Origin of the sequence: Azorhizobium oxalatiphilum, assembly GCF_014635325.1 — a bacterium.
In the GTDB taxonomy this organism is placed as follows: domain Bacteria; phylum Pseudomonadota; class Alphaproteobacteria; order Rhizobiales; family Xanthobacteraceae; genus Azorhizobium; species Azorhizobium oxalatiphilum.
On the sequence record NZ_BMCT01000010.1, the window covers coordinates 91,983 to 107,682 of the forward strand.

Below are 15,700 nucleotides of genomic sequence, written 5' to 3' on the forward strand. Positions count from 1 at the left end.
CACCACCCTTATGTCCGTTAGAACGAAAGCGGTTCCCGCCTGCGGCGGCCCCCTCCCAACCCTCCCCCGCAGGCGGGAGAGGGCTTTGCCCACCTTTCACAGCGGCTTGTCGGGCCAGCGGCAGAGGTCGTTGATGGGGCAGATCGGGCAGTCGGGGCGCAGCGCCTTGCAGATGTAGCGCCCGTGCAGGATCAGCCAGTGGTGGGCGTGCAGCTTGAAGCGGTCCGGAATGCGCGCTTCCAGCCCCAGCTCCACGTCCAGCGGCGTCTTGCCGGGGGCAAGGCCGGTGCGGTTGGCCACCCGGAACAGATGGGTGTCCACCGCGATGGTGGGCACGCCAAAGGCGATGTTCAGCACCACATTGGCCGTCTTGCGGCCGACACCGGGCAGCGCCTCCAGCGCTTCCCGATCCACCGGCACCTCCCCGCCATGGCGGGCGATCAGCAGGCGGGAGAGTTCGGCCACGTTCTTCGCCTTGCCGCGATAAAGGCCGAGGGTGCGGATGTAGGCGGCGATGCCCTCCTCGCCCAGCGCGACCATGGCCTGCGGCGTGGGGGCAGCGGCGAACAGGCCACGCGTGGCCTTGTTGACGCCCACGTCGGTGGCCTGCGCGGAGAGCACCACGGCCACCAGCAGGGTGAAGGCGTCGGTATAGTCCAGCTCGCCCTTGGGCTCGGGATTGAGCCGTTCGAAGCGCGAGAAGGCCTCGAAGATCTCGGTGTCGCTCCACGGCTTCACCGTGCGCCCGTGAACGGCGGCGGCCGCATTGGCCACCGCCCGGCGGCGGGGCTTTTCCGTACCCGACAGAGCCGCCCTGGCGCGCACGGCCTTGCCGGGCGCGATGAGGCCGGAACGCTCCGTGGCAGGCGCCTTGCGCGGCTTGGCGGGAGAGAGCTTGGCGGCGGCAGCTTTCGGGGATGCGCTCTTGGTCGCAGAAGCCTTGGCCGCCGGAACCTTGGCGGGCGCGGAGGCAGGAGCGGCCGGCTTGGCGGTTTTCGCCTTGGACGCCGTCGCCTTCGATCCTGAACCGGCCTTGGTCGCCCCGGCGGCGGGGACGGGCGGGGCGGCGGGTGCGGCGGCTGTCGTCTTTCGCGGCATTTTTCCCCTATACTGCGCCCCATGACCGACGCCAACGACCCGCCCGTCGTTCCGGACGAGGAGCCCACTGTTTTCGCCGCGACCCTCGCCCCGCATCGCTCGTTGTCGAAGCGGGGCTTCGTCCTTGTCATCCTCCTGACCGGCGGCATCAGCTTCGTGTCGGGCGGCGTCTTCCTCGCCATGGGCGCCTGGCCCGTGTTCGGCTTCTTCGGGCTCGACGTGCTGTTGGTCTACTGGGCCTTCAAGTCCAACTTCCGCGCCGCCGACGCGCGCGAATACATCCGCATCACCCCGAGCCTCGTGGAGGTGCGCCATGTGCCCGTGCGCGGAAAACCGTGGCAGGTGCGCATGAACCCGTTCTGGACACGGGTGAAGCGCGAGGATGACGAGGACCACGGCACCTTGGCCCTCGCCCTTGTCTCGCGCGGGCGGGAGACGCCGGTGGGCGGCTTTCTCGGCCCCGCCCAGAAAGGCGAACTGGCCGATGGGCTTGCCGCCGCGCTCAGCGAGGTGAAGCGCGGCGTCACCCGCACCACCTTCGGGTGAAATCGGGTGGCCGGGAGGGGGGACCGGATGATGAGATGGCGGCAGACTTGCGAGAAGGAAACACCGCCGTGCTTCGAGACCCTGCACAGAGCGCCCTGCCGCTGGATTTTTCGCGCCCCGCGCTGTCTCTGCCGGACGCGCCGCGCATGATCGGCCTGCCGGTCGGCCCCGCCACCCCGCTGGAAATCTGCGCCGCCGATTATGACGTGGTGCGCCGCGCGGTCGCCTATGTGACGCTCCACATGCGCGAGCAGCCCGAGGTGGAGGCGATCGCGAAAGCGGCCGGCGTCACCCCGCGCGCCCTCACCGACGTGTTCCGCCGCTGGTGCGGCCTTTCCCCCAAGGGCTTCCTGCAGGCGGTGACGCTGGATCGCGCCCGGCAGGTGCTGGCCGAATGCCCCAACGTGCTGGATGCGGCGCTCGAACTGGGCCTGTCCGGCCCCGGCCGCCTGCATGATCTGTTCGTGGTGCACGAGGCCATGTCGCCGGGCGAGTGGAAGACCGGCGGCGCCGGGCTCGTGATCCGCTACGGCCTGCATCCCTCGCCCTTCGGCACGGCGCTCGCCATGTCCACCCCGCGCGGCCTGTGCGGCCTGTCCTTTGCCGATGCCGGCGAGGAGGAGGACGCACTGGCCGAGATGCGCCGCCGCTGGCCGCAGGCGTCCTATGTGGAGGACCCGTCCGCCACCGCGCCGCTGGTGGCGCGCATCTTCGATCCAGAGGCGTGGCGCGAGGAGCAGCCGCTGCGCATCGTCTTCATCGGCACCGATTTCGAGGTGCGGGTGTGGGAGACGCTGCTGCGCATTCCCATGGGCCGCGCCGCCACCTATTCCGGCATCGCCGGTCATGTGGGCCGCCCGTCAGCGGCGCGCGCGGTGGGGGCGGCGGTGGGGCGAAACCCCATCTCTTTCGTGGTGCCCTGCCATCGCGTCATCGGCAAAAATGGCGATCTGACCGGCTATCACTGGGGCCTCACCCGCAAGCGCGCCATACTCGGCTGGGAAGCCGGGCAGGTGGGGGGCGAGGGGTAGGGGAGATCGACGTTCAGTTCGGGGCATCAATGCCGCAAAGGAACCGTCATCCCCGGACTTGATCCGGGGATCCACGTGGTGCCGCCTGGCGGACGGTGAACTTTCTCGCGAACGGCGGGCGCAGCCCCTCAAGCTTGATACCGGCCACGGTCGGCCCGACGTGGATGCCCGGATCAAGTCCGGGCATGACGATCTATTGCTTCAGTGCGGTCGAGCGCTGAATGTCGATCTGTTCCGAACCTCACCCCACCACGGCGAAGCGCAGCAGGATGGTGCGCTGGAGCAGGCTGAAATTGTCGTCGGACACCAGCGTCAGCAGGGTCTCTCCGGCGGCATTCCGCGTCACCGCGATGCCTTCCATATTGTCGATCTCATAGGCCATGTCGCCGGTGAACAGCGTCTCGCCCTCGATGCGCGCACCGGGCTTGATATCGGCCAGCCGGAAGCGGCGGATCTGTGCCGACACGCCTGTGGTCGGCGCATAATGGCGCTCCATCAGATAGAGCGTCCCGCCGGGGCCGAGGGCGGCGTCGGTGGCGTCGAACCAGCCGCTCTTGGCGATGGAGAACAGGCCCGGCGACGGCCCGCCGATCAGGAAGCCCGGCAGGTCGTCCGAGCCGGAAGCGCCTTCCTCGCCGATGCCGATCAGCGTGCCCTTCAGCGGCCCGTCCGGGATATAAACGAGGCTCTCAAGCCCGGTGTTGTGCCGGAGCTGCTTCACGGCGGCGGGCACGTCGATGCGCTCGCCTTTCTGGCCGAGCGGATCGGGGCCGGGATAGCGCCAGATCTCGTTGATGGTTTCGAGGCCCACATAGATGCTGCCGTCCGGGGCGACGGCGAGGCTCTCGGAATCCTCGCGCTTCTGTCCCGCCAGCGGCTTGCCCGTGCTGTCCAGAAGGGCGGCGGCGCGCACGTCGGCGAGCCCCACCGGGCGATCCCCTTCCGTTACGATGCGCCCGATCAGGAAGACGCCGGCATCCGTGACGGCGAGGAAGTTCTCGCGGGCATCCAGCGTCAGGGCAGAGATGCCGCCGAAGCCGGAATAGTCGGAGGTCAGCACGAGGCCGCCGCGAAACTCCAGCTGCCCGAAGCGGGTGTCGTCGGAATTGATGCGGAAGCGCTCGATGGGGGTGGCGGCGACCTTGATGGCGACCGGCTGCCGGGGCAGCTCACGCGGCTTCGACAGCGCGCGATGGCCGAGCGCGGCGACGCCGACGCCCGCCGCCAGAAGATAGAGGATCGTGCGGCGGGAAGGGGCACGCATGGCCGGGGCAGGGTCCGTCTCTGTGGCGTTGCTGCGCGGACGCTAGCTCATCCCGTGCCACGGCATATGACAGGGAGACCGCCGCCCACCATCGGCGGGCGGCGAAATCCGGTCAGTGCAGCCGGCGGCCGCGCGGGGCGGGGGCGGGCGGCTTGTCGTCGAACAGCTCGGCCAGCTTCTCGGTCATGGCGCCGCCCAGTTCCTCGGCGTCCACGATGGTCACGGCGCGCTTGTAATAGCGCGTCACGTCATGGCCGATGCCGATGGCAATCAGCTCCACCGGCGAGCGGTCCTCGATCTGCGAGATGATATGGCGCAGATGGCGCTCCAGATAATTGCCCGCGTTCACGGAGAGGGTGGAATCATCCACCGGCGCGCCGTCCGAGATCATCATCAGGATTTTTCGCGCTTCCGGCCGGCCGAGCAGGCGCTGGTGCGCCCAGTCGAGGGCCTCGCCGTCGATATTCTCCTTCAGCAGCCCCTCGCGCATCATCAGGCCGAGATTGCGCCGGGCGCGGCGCCACGGGGCATCCGCCGACTTGTAGACGATGTGGCGCAGGTCATTGAGGCGGCCGGGATTGGCCGGCTTGCCCGCCGCCAGCCACGCCTCGCGCGACTGCCCGCCCTTCCAGGCGCGGGTGGTGAAGCCGAGCACTTCCACCTTCACCGCGCAACGCTCCAGCGTGCGTGCGAGAATGTCCGCGCAGGTGGCGGCCACCGTGATCGGCCGGCCGCGCATGGAGCCGGAATTGTCGATCAGCAGCGTCACCACCGTGTCGCGGAAGTCGGTGTCGCGCTCGCGCTTGAAGGACAGAGCGGCGGTGGGATCCGTGACCACGCGGGAGAGGCGCGCGGGGTCGAGCACGCCCTCTTCCAGATCGAATTCCCACGCCCGGTTCTGCTGCGCCAGCAGACGGCGCTGCAAGCGGTTGGCGAGGCGCGAGACCACGCCCTGCAGATGGCTGAGCTGCTTGTCGAGATAGGCGCGCAGGCGGTTCAGCTCCTCCGCGTCGCACAGCTCCTCGGCGTGCGTCTCCTCGTCGAACTTGTTGGTGAAGGCGTGATACTCCGGCCCCTTGTGGTCGTAGGGCGCGGGGTTGCGCGGCTGCCACGGCTCGGCGGCCTCGTCCGCATCGCCCATGTCCGAATCGTCGGGCATGTCGGCGGGAGGGCCGGCCTCGCTGTCCACGGCGCTGTCGGGCATATCCTCCTGCGCCATCTCGGCTTCCACCTCGGTGGCGCCTTCCTGGGTATCGTCCTCGCTGCGCTCGCCTTCCTCGCCGCCCTGCTCGTCGCGGCCGTCGCTCTTCTCGTCGAGATCGTCTTCGTCGTCATCGCCGTCGAGGCCGGTGTCCTCGCCCATGTCCAGCGAGGACAAAAGGTGGCGCGTGATCTCGCCGAACTTGCGCTGGTCCTCCAGCGCGCCGGAGAGCTTGGCGAGGTCCTTGTCGGCGCGGGCCTCGATGAAGTCGCGCCACAGTTCCACGATCTTGCGGGCGGCGGGCGGCGGGGCCTGTCCGGTCAGGCGCTCGCGCACCATGAGGGCAACGGCGTCCTCGATGGGAGCGTCGGCACGGTCGGTGATGTCGGCATAGGGACCGCGATGGTAGCGGTCGTTCAGCATGGCGGTGAGATTGCGCTGGGTGCCCAGCATGCGGTTGGAGCCCACCGCTTCCACGCGGGCCTGCTCCACCGCCTCGAACACCGCGCGGGCGGTGTCGCCGCTGGGGGCCATGCGCCGATGCATGGCGGCGTCGTGACAGGCGAGGCGCAGAGCCATGGAATCCGCATGGCCGCGCACGATGGCCGCGTCCTGCTCGGAGAAGCGGCGCGGCGGCTCGGGCAGGCGCGCCCGGTCGGGCGTCAGGCTCGGGCGCTCGGAGGCATAGGTGACTTCGAACTCGCTCACCCCGGCAATGGCCTTGAAGCAGCTCGCCACCGCGCGCTTGAACGGCTCGGCGGGGGCTTCCTTGGGGGCTGTCTTGGTGGACTTGTTGGTCGGAGCAGCCATGTCTTCAGCCTGTCAGGACGCGAAGGGCGCCCCACGGCCGGCCTGCGGCCATGGGGCGGCGCTGTTCTTGAGAACGTCCCCGCCCGGAGGGCAGGGGCGGGCCGTCACGACAGGGCGACGTTGACCGAGCTTTCGGGAAGCTCCTGCCCGAAGCAGCGCTGGTAGAACTCCGCCACCAGCGGGCGCTCCAGCTCGTCGCACTTGTTCAGGAAGGTGACGCGGAGCGCGAAGCCGATGTCCTTGAAGATCTCGGAATTCTCGGCCCAGGTCAGCACCGTGCGCGGGCTCATGACGGTGGACAGGTCCCCGTTGATGAAGGCGCTGCGGGTCAGGTCGGCGAGGCGCACCATGCGCGCCACCGTGTCCCGGCCCTGCTGGTTCTGATAGTGCTTCGACTTGGCGAGCACGATCTCCACTTCCTTGTCATGCGGCAGGTAGTTCAGGGTGGTGACGATGGACCAGCGGTCCATCTGGCCCTGATTGATCTGCTGCGTGCCGTGGTAGAGGCCCGTGGTGTCGCCGAGGCCCACCGTGTTCGCCGTGGAGAACAGGCGGAAGGCGGGATGGGGGCGGATGACCCGGTTCTGGTCGAGCAGGGTCAGGCGGCCGGAGACTTCCAGCACGCGCTGGATCACGAACATCACATCCGGGCGGCCGGCGTCATATTCGTCGAACACCATGGCGACGTTGTTCTGGAGCGCCCACGGCAGGATGCCGTCGCGGAACTCCGTCACCTGAAGGCCGTCGCGGACCACGATGGCATCCTTGCCGATCAGGTCGATACGCGAGATGTGGCTGTCCAGATTCACGCGCACGCACGGCCAGTTGAGGCGGGCGGCCACCTGCTCGATATGGGTGGACTTGCCGGTACCATGGTAGCCCGTGACCATGACGCGGCGATTGTGTGCAAAGCCGGCGAGGATGGCGAGGGTGGTCTGGCGGTCGAAGAGATAATCGGGATCGAGGTCGGGTACATGGCTGTCGGGCTCGGAGAAGGCCGGGACTTCCATGTCGATGTCGATGCCAAACACCTGCCTGACCGAAACCTTCATGTCGGGGGTAGGTGCCACGGTCTCGGTGCTCATCATGCCTCCGTTCGCGCGGAACGCCGCGCTCATGTCTTCCGCATTTGTCCTTCGCGGCACCTTAAAGGTTTTCCGCACGTGCAAAAACCGTCCTGCACCGTGTCGCGGTGCAAAGGCCGGTCGTCAACAAAAACCCGCTTTCTTGAGCGTGCTATGCGCCTGAATGACGTTGCGCAGGCGCTCCTCCGCCGAGGTGTCGCCGCCATTGACGTCGGGATGGTGCTTCTTCACCAGCTCCTTGAAGCGCGCCTTGATCTCCGCCGGCGTGGCGGACATCTCCAGCCCCAGCATTTCCAGCGCCTGCCGTTCCGCCGTGCGGATGGGGCGCGTCTCCTCGCGGGGCTGGAAGCCCGACGCATGGCCGCCCATTTCCGCACCGAAGCCGAAAGGATCGCTCCGCCCGTCCGTCGCCTTGGCGCCGCCTTCCTCGCGGGTGCCCATGCGCCATGTGGGGCGATGGCCGGTCAACGCGTCCTTCTGATAGGCGTAGACGGCAGAATCACTCATGCCCGCGAAGTAGTTGTAGGACTGGTTGTACGCCCGAACGTGGTCGATGCAGTACTGCCAATACTCTCCCTCCGCCATACGCCCCTTGGGCGCGCGGTGGGTGCCGGGCTGGTTGCATCCAGGCCACTGGCAGACGGGGCAGGTGGGCTTCCGCAACCGATCTTCCGTGGGCTTTACCCGGATCCGGTCGAAGAAGGGGGAGTCTGTTTTCATAGCAGGCAGAGTATGCGGGCCGGGCCGCCGGGCGGCAAGGCGAGGGGCTCGGAATCTCGGGCAGGGGCACGTCGGTGTGCCGAAGCGCGGCGCTCATCCTGAAGACCGGGCGCCGGTCCCTCATATACGCCGCGTCGCCCCCGGTGCAAGGCGGGAGGCACAGCCCCCTGCGGAAGGGCGAGGCGGGGACACGCCGGGTGCGCCCCCTTTTTCAAGCGGCCGCGCTGCCTGCCCCTGTGAGAGGTCCGTATCCCATGCGCTCCAACGGCTGGCGATTGACGGCCGGCCCGGCGCGGCGTTACCGATAGCCCATGTCAGACCTTCACATCTCCCAGATCCGCACCACGCTCGAGGCCGGCCTCTCGCCGCTCGCGCTGCAGGTGCTGGACGAAAGCCATCTCCATGCCGGCCATGCGCATAACCGCGCCCGACCGGATGGCGGCATCACCCACCTGCGGGTGCGGGTGGTGGCGGATGCCTTTCGCGGCAAGAGCCGCGTGGACCGCCATCGCATCGTGAACGCGCTGCTGGCCGGCGAGATCGCCGGTGGCCTGCACGCGCTGGCCATCGACGCCAAAACGCCTGAGGAAGTCCCTGCCGGCGGGGCGGCATGACGCTGTCGTCCGGTTCGGGTGCGCTCGTCCTGTTTTCGGGCGGGCAGGATTCCACCACCACGCTCGCCTGGGCGCTGGATCGCTTCGACCGGGTGGAAACGCTCGGCTTCGACTATGGCCAGCGCCACAAGGTGGAGCTGGACTGCCGCGCGATCCTGCGCACGTCCATGGCGGGCCTCAACCCGCTGTGGGCGGAGCGTCTGGGTGAGGACCATACGCTGGACCTCGCGACGCTCGGCGCCGTGTCCGACACGGCGCTGACCCGCGACACCGCCATCGAGATGAGCGAGAGCGGCCTGCCGAACACCTTCGTGCCGGGCCGAAACATCATCTTCCTCACCTTCGCCGCCGCGCTGGCCTACCGGCGGGGGCTCAAGCACATCGTGGGCGGCATGTGCGAGACCGATTTCTCCGGCTATCCGGACTGCCGCGACGACACCATCAAGGCGCTCCAGGTGGCGCTCAATCTGGGCATGGACACGCGCTTCGTTCTGGAGACGCCGCTCATGTGGATCGACAAGGCGCAGACCTGGGAGCTGGCCGAACGGCTCGGCGGCCAGACGCTTGTGGATCTGATCGTGGAAGAGACCCACACCTGCTATCTTGGCGAACGCGGTGCCCGCCATGCCTGGGGCCATGGCTGCGGCACGTGCCCGGCGTGCAAGCTCCGGGCGGATGGGTTCTCCCGCTACACGGCAGAAAAGGTCTCCGGATGATGCGCGCGCGCCTGCCTTTCTCCGTCCTGCTGTGTGCCGCTCTGATGGGCGGCGCCCTGTTCTCGGTCCCGGCACGGGCGGCGAGCTTCGATTGCGGGACGGCCAAGGCGGCGGACGAGAAGGCGGTCTGCGTCAACCGCGACCTGTCCGACCTCGATGTGAAGACGGCGACGCTCTACGAGGTGCTCGGGCATCTGGTGGCCATGGGGCAGCGGGGCGATCTGCAGGAGCAGCAGCGCGCCTTCCTCGCCTATCGCGCCACCTGCGGAAGCCGGGTCGCCTGTATCCGCAAGGCCTATGATCAGCGCATCACGCAGCTGAATGCGGGGCTTCAGGCCATCTACGCCCGCGGCCCGTTCTGAAGTGACGCGGCTGGCGGTGCCGGTCCGCCCGGTGTAGTCACGGGGTGTCCCGACCACCGGAGCGTTAAGAATGCCGCTTTACTCCATCGATGGCGTCGAACCCGAACTGCCGGCATCCGGCCGCTACTGGATCGCCCCCACCGCCGTGATCATCGGCCGGGTGAAGATCGAGGAAGACGCCAGCATCTGGTTCGGCACGGTGATCCGGGGCGACAACGAGCCCATCGTCATCGGCGCCGGCACCAATGTGCAGGAGAATTGCGTCCTCCATACCGATCCGGGCTATCCCATGACCATCGGGCCGAACGTGACGGTGGGCCACAAGGCCATGCTGCACGGCTGCGTGGTGGGCGAGAACAGCCTCGTCGGCATGGGCGCCACTTTGCTGAACGGCGCGAAGATCGGCGCCAATTCTCTGGTGGGCAGCAATGCGCTGGTCACGGAGAACAAGGAATTCGAGGGCAATTCCCTCATCGTCGGCACGCCGGCCAAGGTCATCCGCACGCTGGACGAGGCCATGGTGGAGCGTCTGAAGAAGACCTCCGAGCACTATCAGAACAACTGGAAGCGCTTCGCCGCCGGCCTCAAGCGCATCGACTGAGGTCGTTGCGCGGGTGAGCGGTGGTCAGCGGCCGCCGCCCACCACCGGGGGCGAGCGGGTCTCGCCCAGCGACACCCACTGGCTGGGGTCGTTCTGGGACTGGCGCTTCACGTAGCGATAGCCGGTTTCCTTCCAGCGCAGGATCTCGGGGGCCTGATTGTCTAAGATCAGGTCGCCGCGATCCGTCACCACGGTCAGCACCGCATGGCCGTCGCCGGCCTTGTCGCGCACCACGGTGATCAGCAGCACGGAGGCCGGCCAGCCGAGGTTCATGAGAACCCGGCGCTTCTCCAGCACATAGTCCTCGCAGTCGCCCTTGCCGTCGTCCGGATAGGACCAGCGCTCGGTGACGCCCCAGTGGTCCATGTCCGTCACCGGCTCGACGCTATCGTTCACCGAGCGGTTCACCTTCTCCAGTTCGGTGAACTTCGCTTCGCTCAGATGCGTCTCATAGGACAGCGGTCCGGACGGCCGGCATTCATTGGCGTGGTCGCCGCAGAACTGCACATAGCCGATGGGCGCGTTGGTGTTGCCGATGGCGTCGAGATGGTCGGGCGGGCCGGGGGGAAGGCTCGCGGTGCGCATCTGCCCCGCGGCGGACGCCGTCCCGAGCCCGCCGATCAGCAGGCTGAAGACCATCAGCAAACGAAGGGAAAAGGACGGCATGAGCGAGCGGAAGCCTTGCGGTTAACAAATTGATAATGCCCCAGTGACGCCCCTTTTGCGCCATCAACCTTTCCTTAACCTTAATGCGCGTTCCGCACGTTCCGGAAGTGTATTTGTGCAACGCGGCATGACTTCCGTAATTGTGGCGGCTTGGCAGTAAGCTTGGCCGCGCATGGCTTTTGCGCCTTGCGTGCGGGCCAGCGGGGGGCGGTGAGGGCGGTCACGAGCGATTGTCCGCAGCGCCTTTTCGGTTGCCGTCAGGGGCGCGGACGCCTATGTGCGGAAACGTGCTCGACATCTCAGATCCCCACCGTCTCTCCACCCGCCAGCCGATGTTCAACATCCCGGGCATCGTGGCCGTGCTGGCCATTGCCATGGCGGTGATCCATGGGGTGCGCACCTATCTGCTGAGCGATGCGGCTGATCTCGATGTGCTCGAGCTGTTCGCCTTCGTGCCCGTTCGCTATGACGCCACGGCGGGCTATCACCTGGCCGGTGGTATCGGGGCGGAGATCTGGACCTTCGTCACCTACGCCTTCCTGCACGCCACCTGGATGCATTTCGGCGTCAACATGATCTGGATGGTGGCCTTCGGCACGCCGGTGGCGCGACGTTTTGGCACACCCCGCTTCCTGGCCTTCTTCTGCGTGACGGCGGTGGCCGGCGCGGTGGCCCATCTCCTCACCCATGCGAACGCCATGGAGCCCATGATCGGCGCCTCGGCTTCCATCTCGGGCCTGATGGCGGGTGCGGTGCGCTTTGCCTTTGCGCCCGGCGGATCCCTGAGCCGCCAGCGCGGCTTCAATCCCGACCACATGCCCGCGCAAAGCCTTGGCGAGGCGTTGCGCGACACCCGCGTGCTGGGCTTCGTGGGCGTGTGGGTGGTGGTCAATGTGCTGTTCGGCGCGGGCGTCGACATGCCGGGGGCGGAAGGCGGCAACGTGGCGTGGCAGGCCCACATGGGCGGCTTCTTCGCCGGCCTGCTGCTGTTCTCCTTCTTCGATCCCGTGCCGCGCCGCGCGCCGCATGAGGAAACCGCCGCCTGATCGTGTCCGGCGCGGCCCGCGACCTGTCTCTACGGCAGGCGGGGTTGCGGACGAGGCCCATGCGGGAGATCATCGGGGTTCGACCGTCCCGGTGTCGGCGACAAGACAACGCAAGATTTCATCCGGCACGAGGCAGGGACGGTCTCAGCGGAGGATGAACATGACCGTCAGCGCCATCCTGCAGACCAAGGGTACGTCCATCATCACCATCTCGCCCGAAATCGGACTGGGCGAGGCGGTCGAAACGCTCGCCAAGCACCGCATCGGCGCCATCGTGGTCACGGACGCCGGCGATCAGGTGGTGGGCATCCTCTCCGAGCGCGACGTGGTGCGGCTTCTGGCCGAGAAGGGGCCTGACGTGCTCGCCGAGCCGGTGTCGTCGGTCATGACGCGCACCGTCGTCACCTGCACCGCCAGCGAGACCATACCCGGCGTCATGGAGCGCATGACGCGCGGGCGCTTCCGCCACGTGCCCGTGGTGGAAGGCGGCCGGCTGCTCGGCATCATCTCCATCGGTGACGTGGTGAAGTTCCGCGTGGAGGAGATGGAGCGCGAGAGCGCCGCCCTGCGCGACTACATCATGACCGCCTGAAAAGACGTGGCGCTGGTCAGGCCAGCGCCACCATGGCGGCCTTGAGATCGTCGATCATCTTCTCGGCGGCTTCCGCGCCCGCGGCGATGGCTTCGTCCGCGCGCTGGAACTCGAACAGGCCGATCTTGCCCAGCTTGGGCGAGATGGACACGTCCGGCGGATCACCGGCGAGGCGCGAGCGGGCGATGCGGTCCTGCGTGATGTTGAAGGCGTCGATCATCACCGAGGAGATGCCGCGCGGTCCATCCGGCGGGCCGGAGAAGAACTGACGCCGCAGCAGCCGGTCCGGCCGCAGGATGGCGCCGAAGCGCGCCTTGCGCTCGACGATGGCCGCTTCCGCCGTCTCCAGCATGCTGCCGTGGTCGTGGATCACCGTGCCCTTGCCGAACACGTCCGAATTGAGATTGACCGCGATGACGATGCGCGCGCCCATGGCGCGGGCGGCGGAGACCGGGATGGGGTTCACCAGCGCGCCGTCCATCAGCCAGCGCCCGCCCACCTTCACGGGGGTGAAGATGCCGGGCAAGGAGAAGCTGGCGTGGATGGCCTCCACCAGATCGCCGCGCGTCAGCCAGATCTCGTGACCGCTGCCCAGCTCCGTGGCGATGGCGGCGAAGGTGGGGCTCATCTCCTCGATGAGCACGGGATCCATCTGCCGGCGCATGAGGTCCACCAGCCGCCGGCCGCCGATGATGCCGGCCCCGCCGAAGGTGAAGTCGAGCATGCCGAGCACGTCGCGCTTCTTCAGGCTGCGGGCCCAGCTTTCCAGCGCATCGATCTTGCCGGCCGCCCACAGGCCGCCGACCACGGCGCCAATGGACGTCCCGGCCACCACATGCGGGCGGATGCCGTGCTTTTCCAGCACCCGCATCACGCCAATGTGCGCGAAGCCGCGCGCGGCGCCGCCGCCGAGCGCGATGCCGATGCGCGGGCCCGAAGGCGGGCTCACCTGCGGCACGGGGATTTCCACCACGGCCTCGGGTATGGCGATGGCCTCCGCCGGGGCATCCGGTGCCCGCAGGCGGCGATTGAGGCCTTGGAACATCTACGCCTCCAACTGGCCTCACGCACGTTCGGCCGATATACCGGGCGGCTGGGGCCGCCTCTCATACATTGATAGAGAACGCTTGCATCCGCCTGTCTTGCGCGGGCGAACGCCAACGGGCTCCGGACAGATGATGGCGCCCGCGAGGGTTCAGAATTCCTGAATCCGGCGCAAGCTCACCTTCAGCTGCACTCTACAATGTTTGATGTCGGAAGCGTGACTGCAACCGGACCGGGGTGCCGGTCCGCGCAGCTTCAGTGGTCGTGGCCGCCGTAGACCGCCTTGGGGTCGAAGCGGGGCGCATCGCCGGTGAAGCCGAGCGCGGTGTCGGCCGAGGGCGCCGCCCCGATGGGGATGGTGCGGTAGAAGCAGGAGCGCCGCCCGGTGTGGCAGGCCGCCCCCGTGCCGCCCATCGTCACCTTGATCAGCACTGCGTCCTGATCGCAGTCGATGCGGATCTCCGACACCTTCTGGGTGTGGCCGGAGGTTTCGCCCTTCTTCCACAGCGCCTTGCGGGACCGGCTGTAATAATGCGCCTCGCCGGTCTGCATGGTCAGCGCCAGCGCCTCGGCATTCATATGGGCGAGCATCAGCACGTCGTTGGTCGCCGCATCGACCGCGATGCAGGTGATGAGGCCGTTGGCGTCAAAACGGGGCGCCAGCTCGGTGCCTTCCTCAAGCGCGTGGTGGCTCGCCGCCACGGGGAAGAAGGGCGTCTGGGTGCTCATGACAGGAACTCGTTCGCTTGGAGAAACGGAGCGCTCAGCGCAGGCCGCGCAGCATGGTGATGAAGCGCACCTGCTCGGCCGGATCGTCACGGAAAACGCCGGTGAACTGGCTCGTGAGCGTGGAGACGCCGGGCTTCAGCACGCCGCGCATGGACATGCACATATGCTCCGCCTCGATCATCACCGCCACGCCGCGCGGGTTCAACGCTTCCTCGATGGCGGTGGTGATCTGCGAGGTCAGATGCTCCTGCGTCTGCAGGCGGTGGGCGAAGGTGTCCACCACGCGGGCGATCTTCGACAGGCCCACCACCCGGTCCACCGGAAAATAGGCCACGTGCGCCTTGCCCACGAACGGCACCATGTGGTGCTCGCAGTGCGAATGGAAGGGAATGTCCTTCAGGAGCACGAAGTCGTCGAAATTGCCGATCTCGCCGAAGGTGCGGTCCAGCACGTCGGCGGCGGTCTCGTTATAGCCGCCGAAGATTTCGTCATAGGAGCGGATGACGCGGGCCGGCGTCTCCAGCAGGCCCTCGCGGTCGGGATCCTCGCCGATATAGGCGAGCAGGGTGCGGATGGCGGCCTCGGCCTCGGCGCGGGAGGGGCGGGCGAGGTCGTCCGGCACCACCGCCGAATCTTTCACCGATGCGGCCCTGGCGACGGCGGACGTGCGCTTGCGCGCCTCGGTCTCGGCCTCGTCCTTGAAGAGTTTCACCACCGCGTCCATCAACCCAACTCCGTTCGACCGCCCCTTGGCGTGGGCGGGAGTGTCACCGGCTTAGGCTTCGTTGATCCTGGCACAGAAGCCGACGTATCGTTGTCGGGCTTCGGTTCTGCCGCTCTTGAGCCTCTGGCGTTTCCGCCGTTAAATCCCGCCCTATATAAGAAACTGGCGGCGGTGCGGCAATTGCGCGTTGCGCGTGCCCGCCCCGCTTCCGACGCGGCCGGTTATCTCCGGCCGTGGACTTTCGACAGGGCATGCCCCGCCGTCCCGCCTTTCGTGCAGGCTGGCGGACGGCATGTCAGGACCCGACGCATGATCAACGACGTCTATAACACCCGCATTCTCGCCCACGCTGCCGATATTCCCCGGCTGGGTCGCCTCGACGCACCGGACGCGACCGCCACCGCCCATTCCCGCCTCTGCGGCTCCACCGTGACGGTGGACCTGAAGATGGACGGCGGCGTCGTGACCGATTTCGCGCATGAGGTGCGGGCCTGCGCGCTGGGGCAGGCGTCCTCCTCCATCATGGCGAGCCACGTGGTGGGTGCCACCGCGCAGGAGCTGAAGGATCTGCGCGAGCGCATGCGCGCCATGCTGAAGGACAACGGCCCGCCGCCGGAGGGCCGCTGGGCGGACCTCGCCGTGCTGGAGCCGGTGCGCGACTACAAGGCCCGTCATCCCTCCACCCTGCTGACCTTCGATGCGGTGGTGGACGCCATCGGCCAGATCGAGGCCGCCCGCACCACCGCGCCGGCGGAATAGGGGGCGGACGGAGACAATCCGTGGACCGTCAGATCATCGGACAAGGCGCCCGACATGAGGGCACGCCGGACGGCATGAGGCCCCCCGGCCAG

18 protein-coding genes are annotated in these 15,700 nt (G+C 67.9%); 9 read left to right on the forward strand and 9 right to left on the reverse strand.

Going from position 1 to position 15,700, the window contains the following annotated elements:
- Window positions 1-96 precede the first annotated feature (96 nt).
- Complete coding sequence (gene nth / locus IEW24_RS25340) at window positions 97-825, reverse strand: endonuclease III (RefSeq protein ID WP_507762635.1); 729 nt, start codon at window positions 823-825, stop codon at window positions 97-99.
- Window positions 826-1,119: 294 nt separating this feature from the next.
- On the opposite strand from nth, the gene IEW24_RS25345 reads away from it, so the two are divergent.
- Together IEW24_RS25345 and IEW24_RS25350 are read left to right on the forward strand one after the other, a co-directional pair.
- Entirely contained in the window at window positions 1,120-1,644 is a 525-nt protein-coding gene (locus tag IEW24_RS25345) for a DUF2244 domain-containing protein (protein ID WP_188583700.1), read from the forward strand.
- Between the two features lie 146 nt (window positions 1,645-1,790).
- Window positions 1,791-2,675 (forward strand): methylated-DNA--[protein]-cysteine S-methyltransferase, encoded by an 885-nt coding sequence (locus tag IEW24_RS25350; protein ID WP_188583778.1) that lies wholly within the window; start codon window positions 1,791-1,793, stop codon window positions 2,673-2,675.
- Between the two features lie 241 nt (window positions 2,676-2,916).
- Here the strand turns inward: IEW24_RS25350 and IEW24_RS25355 are convergent, their stop codons facing one another.
- From IEW24_RS25355 to IEW24_RS25370, 4 genes are all read right to left on the reverse strand, one after another.
- Window positions 2,917-3,939, reverse strand: a complete 1,023-nt coding sequence (locus IEW24_RS25355; protein WP_188583701.1) for an esterase-like activity of phytase family protein — start codon at window positions 3,937-3,939, stop codon at window positions 2,917-2,919.
- Window positions 3,940-4,051: 112 nt separating this feature from the next.
- On the reverse strand, window positions 4,052-5,950 hold the full coding sequence (cobT, locus tag IEW24_RS25360) for a cobaltochelatase subunit CobT (RefSeq protein WP_188583702.1): 1,899 nt from the start codon (window positions 5,948-5,950) through the stop codon (window positions 4,052-4,054).
- A 104-nt stretch (window positions 5,951-6,054) separates the two neighbouring features.
- Window positions 6,055-7,038, reverse strand: a complete 984-nt coding sequence (gene cobS, locus IEW24_RS25365) for a cobaltochelatase subunit CobS (RefSeq protein WP_188583703.1) — start codon at window positions 7,036-7,038, stop codon at window positions 6,055-6,057.
- Between the two features lie 120 nt (window positions 7,039-7,158).
- The gene (locus IEW24_RS25370) at window positions 7,159-7,620 is read right to left on the reverse strand and encodes a J domain-containing protein (RefSeq protein WP_308469038.1); all 462 of its coding nucleotides are present in this window, start codon (window positions 7,618-7,620) and stop codon (window positions 7,159-7,161) included.
- Between the two features lie 446 nt (window positions 7,621-8,066).
- On the opposite strand from IEW24_RS25370, the gene IEW24_RS25375 reads away from it, so the two are divergent.
- The 4 genes from IEW24_RS25375 to IEW24_RS25390 all read left to right on the forward strand — a co-directional run bounded on the left by IEW24_RS25375 (window position 8,067) and on the right by IEW24_RS25390 (window position 10,048).
- Window positions 8,067-8,369, forward strand: coding sequence for a BolA family protein (locus IEW24_RS25375; protein ID WP_188583705.1), 303 nt, complete (start codon window positions 8,067-8,069; stop codon window positions 8,367-8,369).
- Window positions 8,366-9,085 carry a 7-cyano-7-deazaguanine synthase QueC gene (queC, locus tag IEW24_RS25380; RefSeq protein WP_188583706.1) on the forward strand — a complete coding sequence of 240 codons (720 nt, stop codon included), beginning with the start codon at window positions 8,366-8,368 and terminating at the stop codon, window positions 9,083-9,085. The genes IEW24_RS25375 and queC overlap by 4 nt, the downstream gene beginning before the upstream one ends.
- Window positions 9,082-9,447, forward strand: coding sequence for a lysozyme inhibitor LprI family protein (locus tag IEW24_RS25385; RefSeq protein ID WP_244644660.1), 366 nt, complete (start codon window positions 9,082-9,084; stop codon window positions 9,445-9,447). Before queC ends, IEW24_RS25385 begins: the two co-directional genes overlap by 4 nt.
- Before the next feature lie 70 nt (window positions 9,448-9,517).
- Entirely contained in the window at window positions 9,518-10,048 is a 531-nt protein-coding gene (locus tag IEW24_RS25390; protein ID WP_188583707.1) for a gamma carbonic anhydrase family protein, read from the forward strand.
- A gap of 24 nt (window positions 10,049-10,072) precedes the next feature.
- Here IEW24_RS25390 and IEW24_RS25395 read toward each other — a convergent pair whose 3' ends face one another.
- On the reverse strand, window positions 10,073-10,714 hold the full coding sequence (locus IEW24_RS25395) for a transglutaminase-like cysteine peptidase (RefSeq protein ID WP_244644661.1): 642 nt from the start codon (window positions 10,712-10,714) through the stop codon (window positions 10,073-10,075).
- A gap of 287 nt (window positions 10,715-11,001) precedes the next feature.
- Between IEW24_RS25395 and IEW24_RS25400 the strand changes: the two genes are divergently transcribed.
- Window positions 11,002-11,760, forward strand: coding sequence for a rhomboid family intramembrane serine protease (locus IEW24_RS25400; protein ID WP_244644662.1), 759 nt, complete (start codon window positions 11,002-11,004; stop codon window positions 11,758-11,760).
- 160 nt (window positions 11,761-11,920) lie between these two features.
- Complete coding sequence (locus IEW24_RS25405) at window positions 11,921-12,352, forward strand: CBS domain-containing protein (RefSeq protein WP_188583709.1); 432 nt, start codon at window positions 11,921-11,923, stop codon at window positions 12,350-12,352.
- Between the two features lie 16 nt (window positions 12,353-12,368).
- Here IEW24_RS25405 and IEW24_RS25410 read toward each other — a convergent pair whose 3' ends face one another.
- The 3 genes from IEW24_RS25410 to folE form a co-directional block, all read right to left on the reverse strand.
- The gene (locus IEW24_RS25410) at window positions 12,369-13,397 is read right to left on the reverse strand and encodes a patatin-like phospholipase family protein (RefSeq protein WP_188583710.1); all 1,029 of its coding nucleotides are present in this window, start codon (window positions 13,395-13,397) and stop codon (window positions 12,369-12,371) included.
- 254 nt (window positions 13,398-13,651) lie between these two features.
- Window positions 13,652-14,125, reverse strand: coding sequence for a phosphoribosyl-AMP cyclohydrolase (gene hisI, locus IEW24_RS25415; protein WP_188583711.1), 474 nt, complete (start codon window positions 14,123-14,125; stop codon window positions 13,652-13,654).
- A gap of 34 nt (window positions 14,126-14,159) precedes the next feature.
- The gene (gene folE / locus IEW24_RS25420) at window positions 14,160-14,849 is read right to left on the reverse strand and encodes a GTP cyclohydrolase I FolE (protein WP_188583712.1); all 690 of its coding nucleotides are present in this window, start codon (window positions 14,847-14,849) and stop codon (window positions 14,160-14,162) included.
- A 309-nt stretch (window positions 14,850-15,158) separates the two neighbouring features.
- Between folE and IEW24_RS25425 the strand changes: the two genes are divergently transcribed.
- Entirely contained in the window at window positions 15,159-15,608 is a 450-nt protein-coding gene (locus tag IEW24_RS25425) for an iron-sulfur cluster assembly scaffold protein (RefSeq protein WP_188583713.1), read from the forward strand.
- Window positions 15,609-15,700: the final 92 nt, after the last annotated feature.

Coding starts and splice junctions, on each gene's coding strand:
- IEW24_RS25345 (WP_188583700.1), top strand. CDS start 1,120: ATGACCGACGCCAACGACCCGCCCGTCGTTCCGGACGAGGAGCCCACT.
- IEW24_RS25350 (WP_188583778.1), top strand. CDS start 1,791: ATGATCGGCCTGCCGGTCGGCCCCGCCACCCCGCTGGAAATCTGCGCC.
- IEW24_RS25355 (WP_188583701.1), bottom strand. CDS start 3,939: ATGCGTGCCCCTTCCCGCCGCACGATCCTCTATCTTCTGGCGGCGGGC.
- cobT (WP_188583702.1), bottom strand. CDS start 5,950: ATGGCTGCTCCGACCAACAAGTCCACCAAGACAGCCCCCAAGGAAGCC.
- cobS (WP_188583703.1), bottom strand. CDS start 7,038: ATGATGAGCACCGAGACCGTGGCACCTACCCCCGACATGAAGGTTTCG.
- IEW24_RS25370 (WP_308469038.1), bottom strand. CDS start 7,620: ATGGCGGAGGGAGAGTATTGGCAGTACTGCATCGACCACGTTCGGGCG.
- IEW24_RS25375 (WP_188583705.1), top strand. CDS start 8,067: ATGTCAGACCTTCACATCTCCCAGATCCGCACCACGCTCGAGGCCGGC.
- queC (WP_188583706.1), top strand. CDS start 8,366: ATGACGCTGTCGTCCGGTTCGGGTGCGCTCGTCCTGTTTTCGGGCGGG.
- IEW24_RS25385 (WP_244644660.1), top strand. CDS start 9,082: ATGATGCGCGCGCGCCTGCCTTTCTCCGTCCTGCTGTGTGCCGCTCTG.
- IEW24_RS25390 (WP_188583707.1), top strand. CDS start 9,518: ATGCCGCTTTACTCCATCGATGGCGTCGAACCCGAACTGCCGGCATCC.
- IEW24_RS25395 (WP_244644661.1), bottom strand. CDS start 10,714: ATGCCGTCCTTTTCCCTTCGTTTGCTGATGGTCTTCAGCCTGCTGATC.
- IEW24_RS25405 (WP_188583709.1), top strand. CDS start 11,921: ATGACCGTCAGCGCCATCCTGCAGACCAAGGGTACGTCCATCATCACC.
- IEW24_RS25410 (WP_188583710.1), bottom strand. CDS start 13,397: ATGTTCCAAGGCCTCAATCGCCGCCTGCGGGCACCGGATGCCCCGGCG.
- hisI (WP_188583711.1), bottom strand. CDS start 14,125: ATGAGCACCCAGACGCCCTTCTTCCCCGTGGCGGCGAGCCACCACGCG.
- folE (WP_188583712.1), bottom strand. CDS start 14,849: ATGGACGCGGTGGTGAAACTCTTCAAGGACGAGGCCGAGACCGAGGCG.
- IEW24_RS25425 (WP_188583713.1), top strand. CDS start 15,159: ATGATCAACGACGTCTATAACACCCGCATTCTCGCCCACGCTGCCGAT.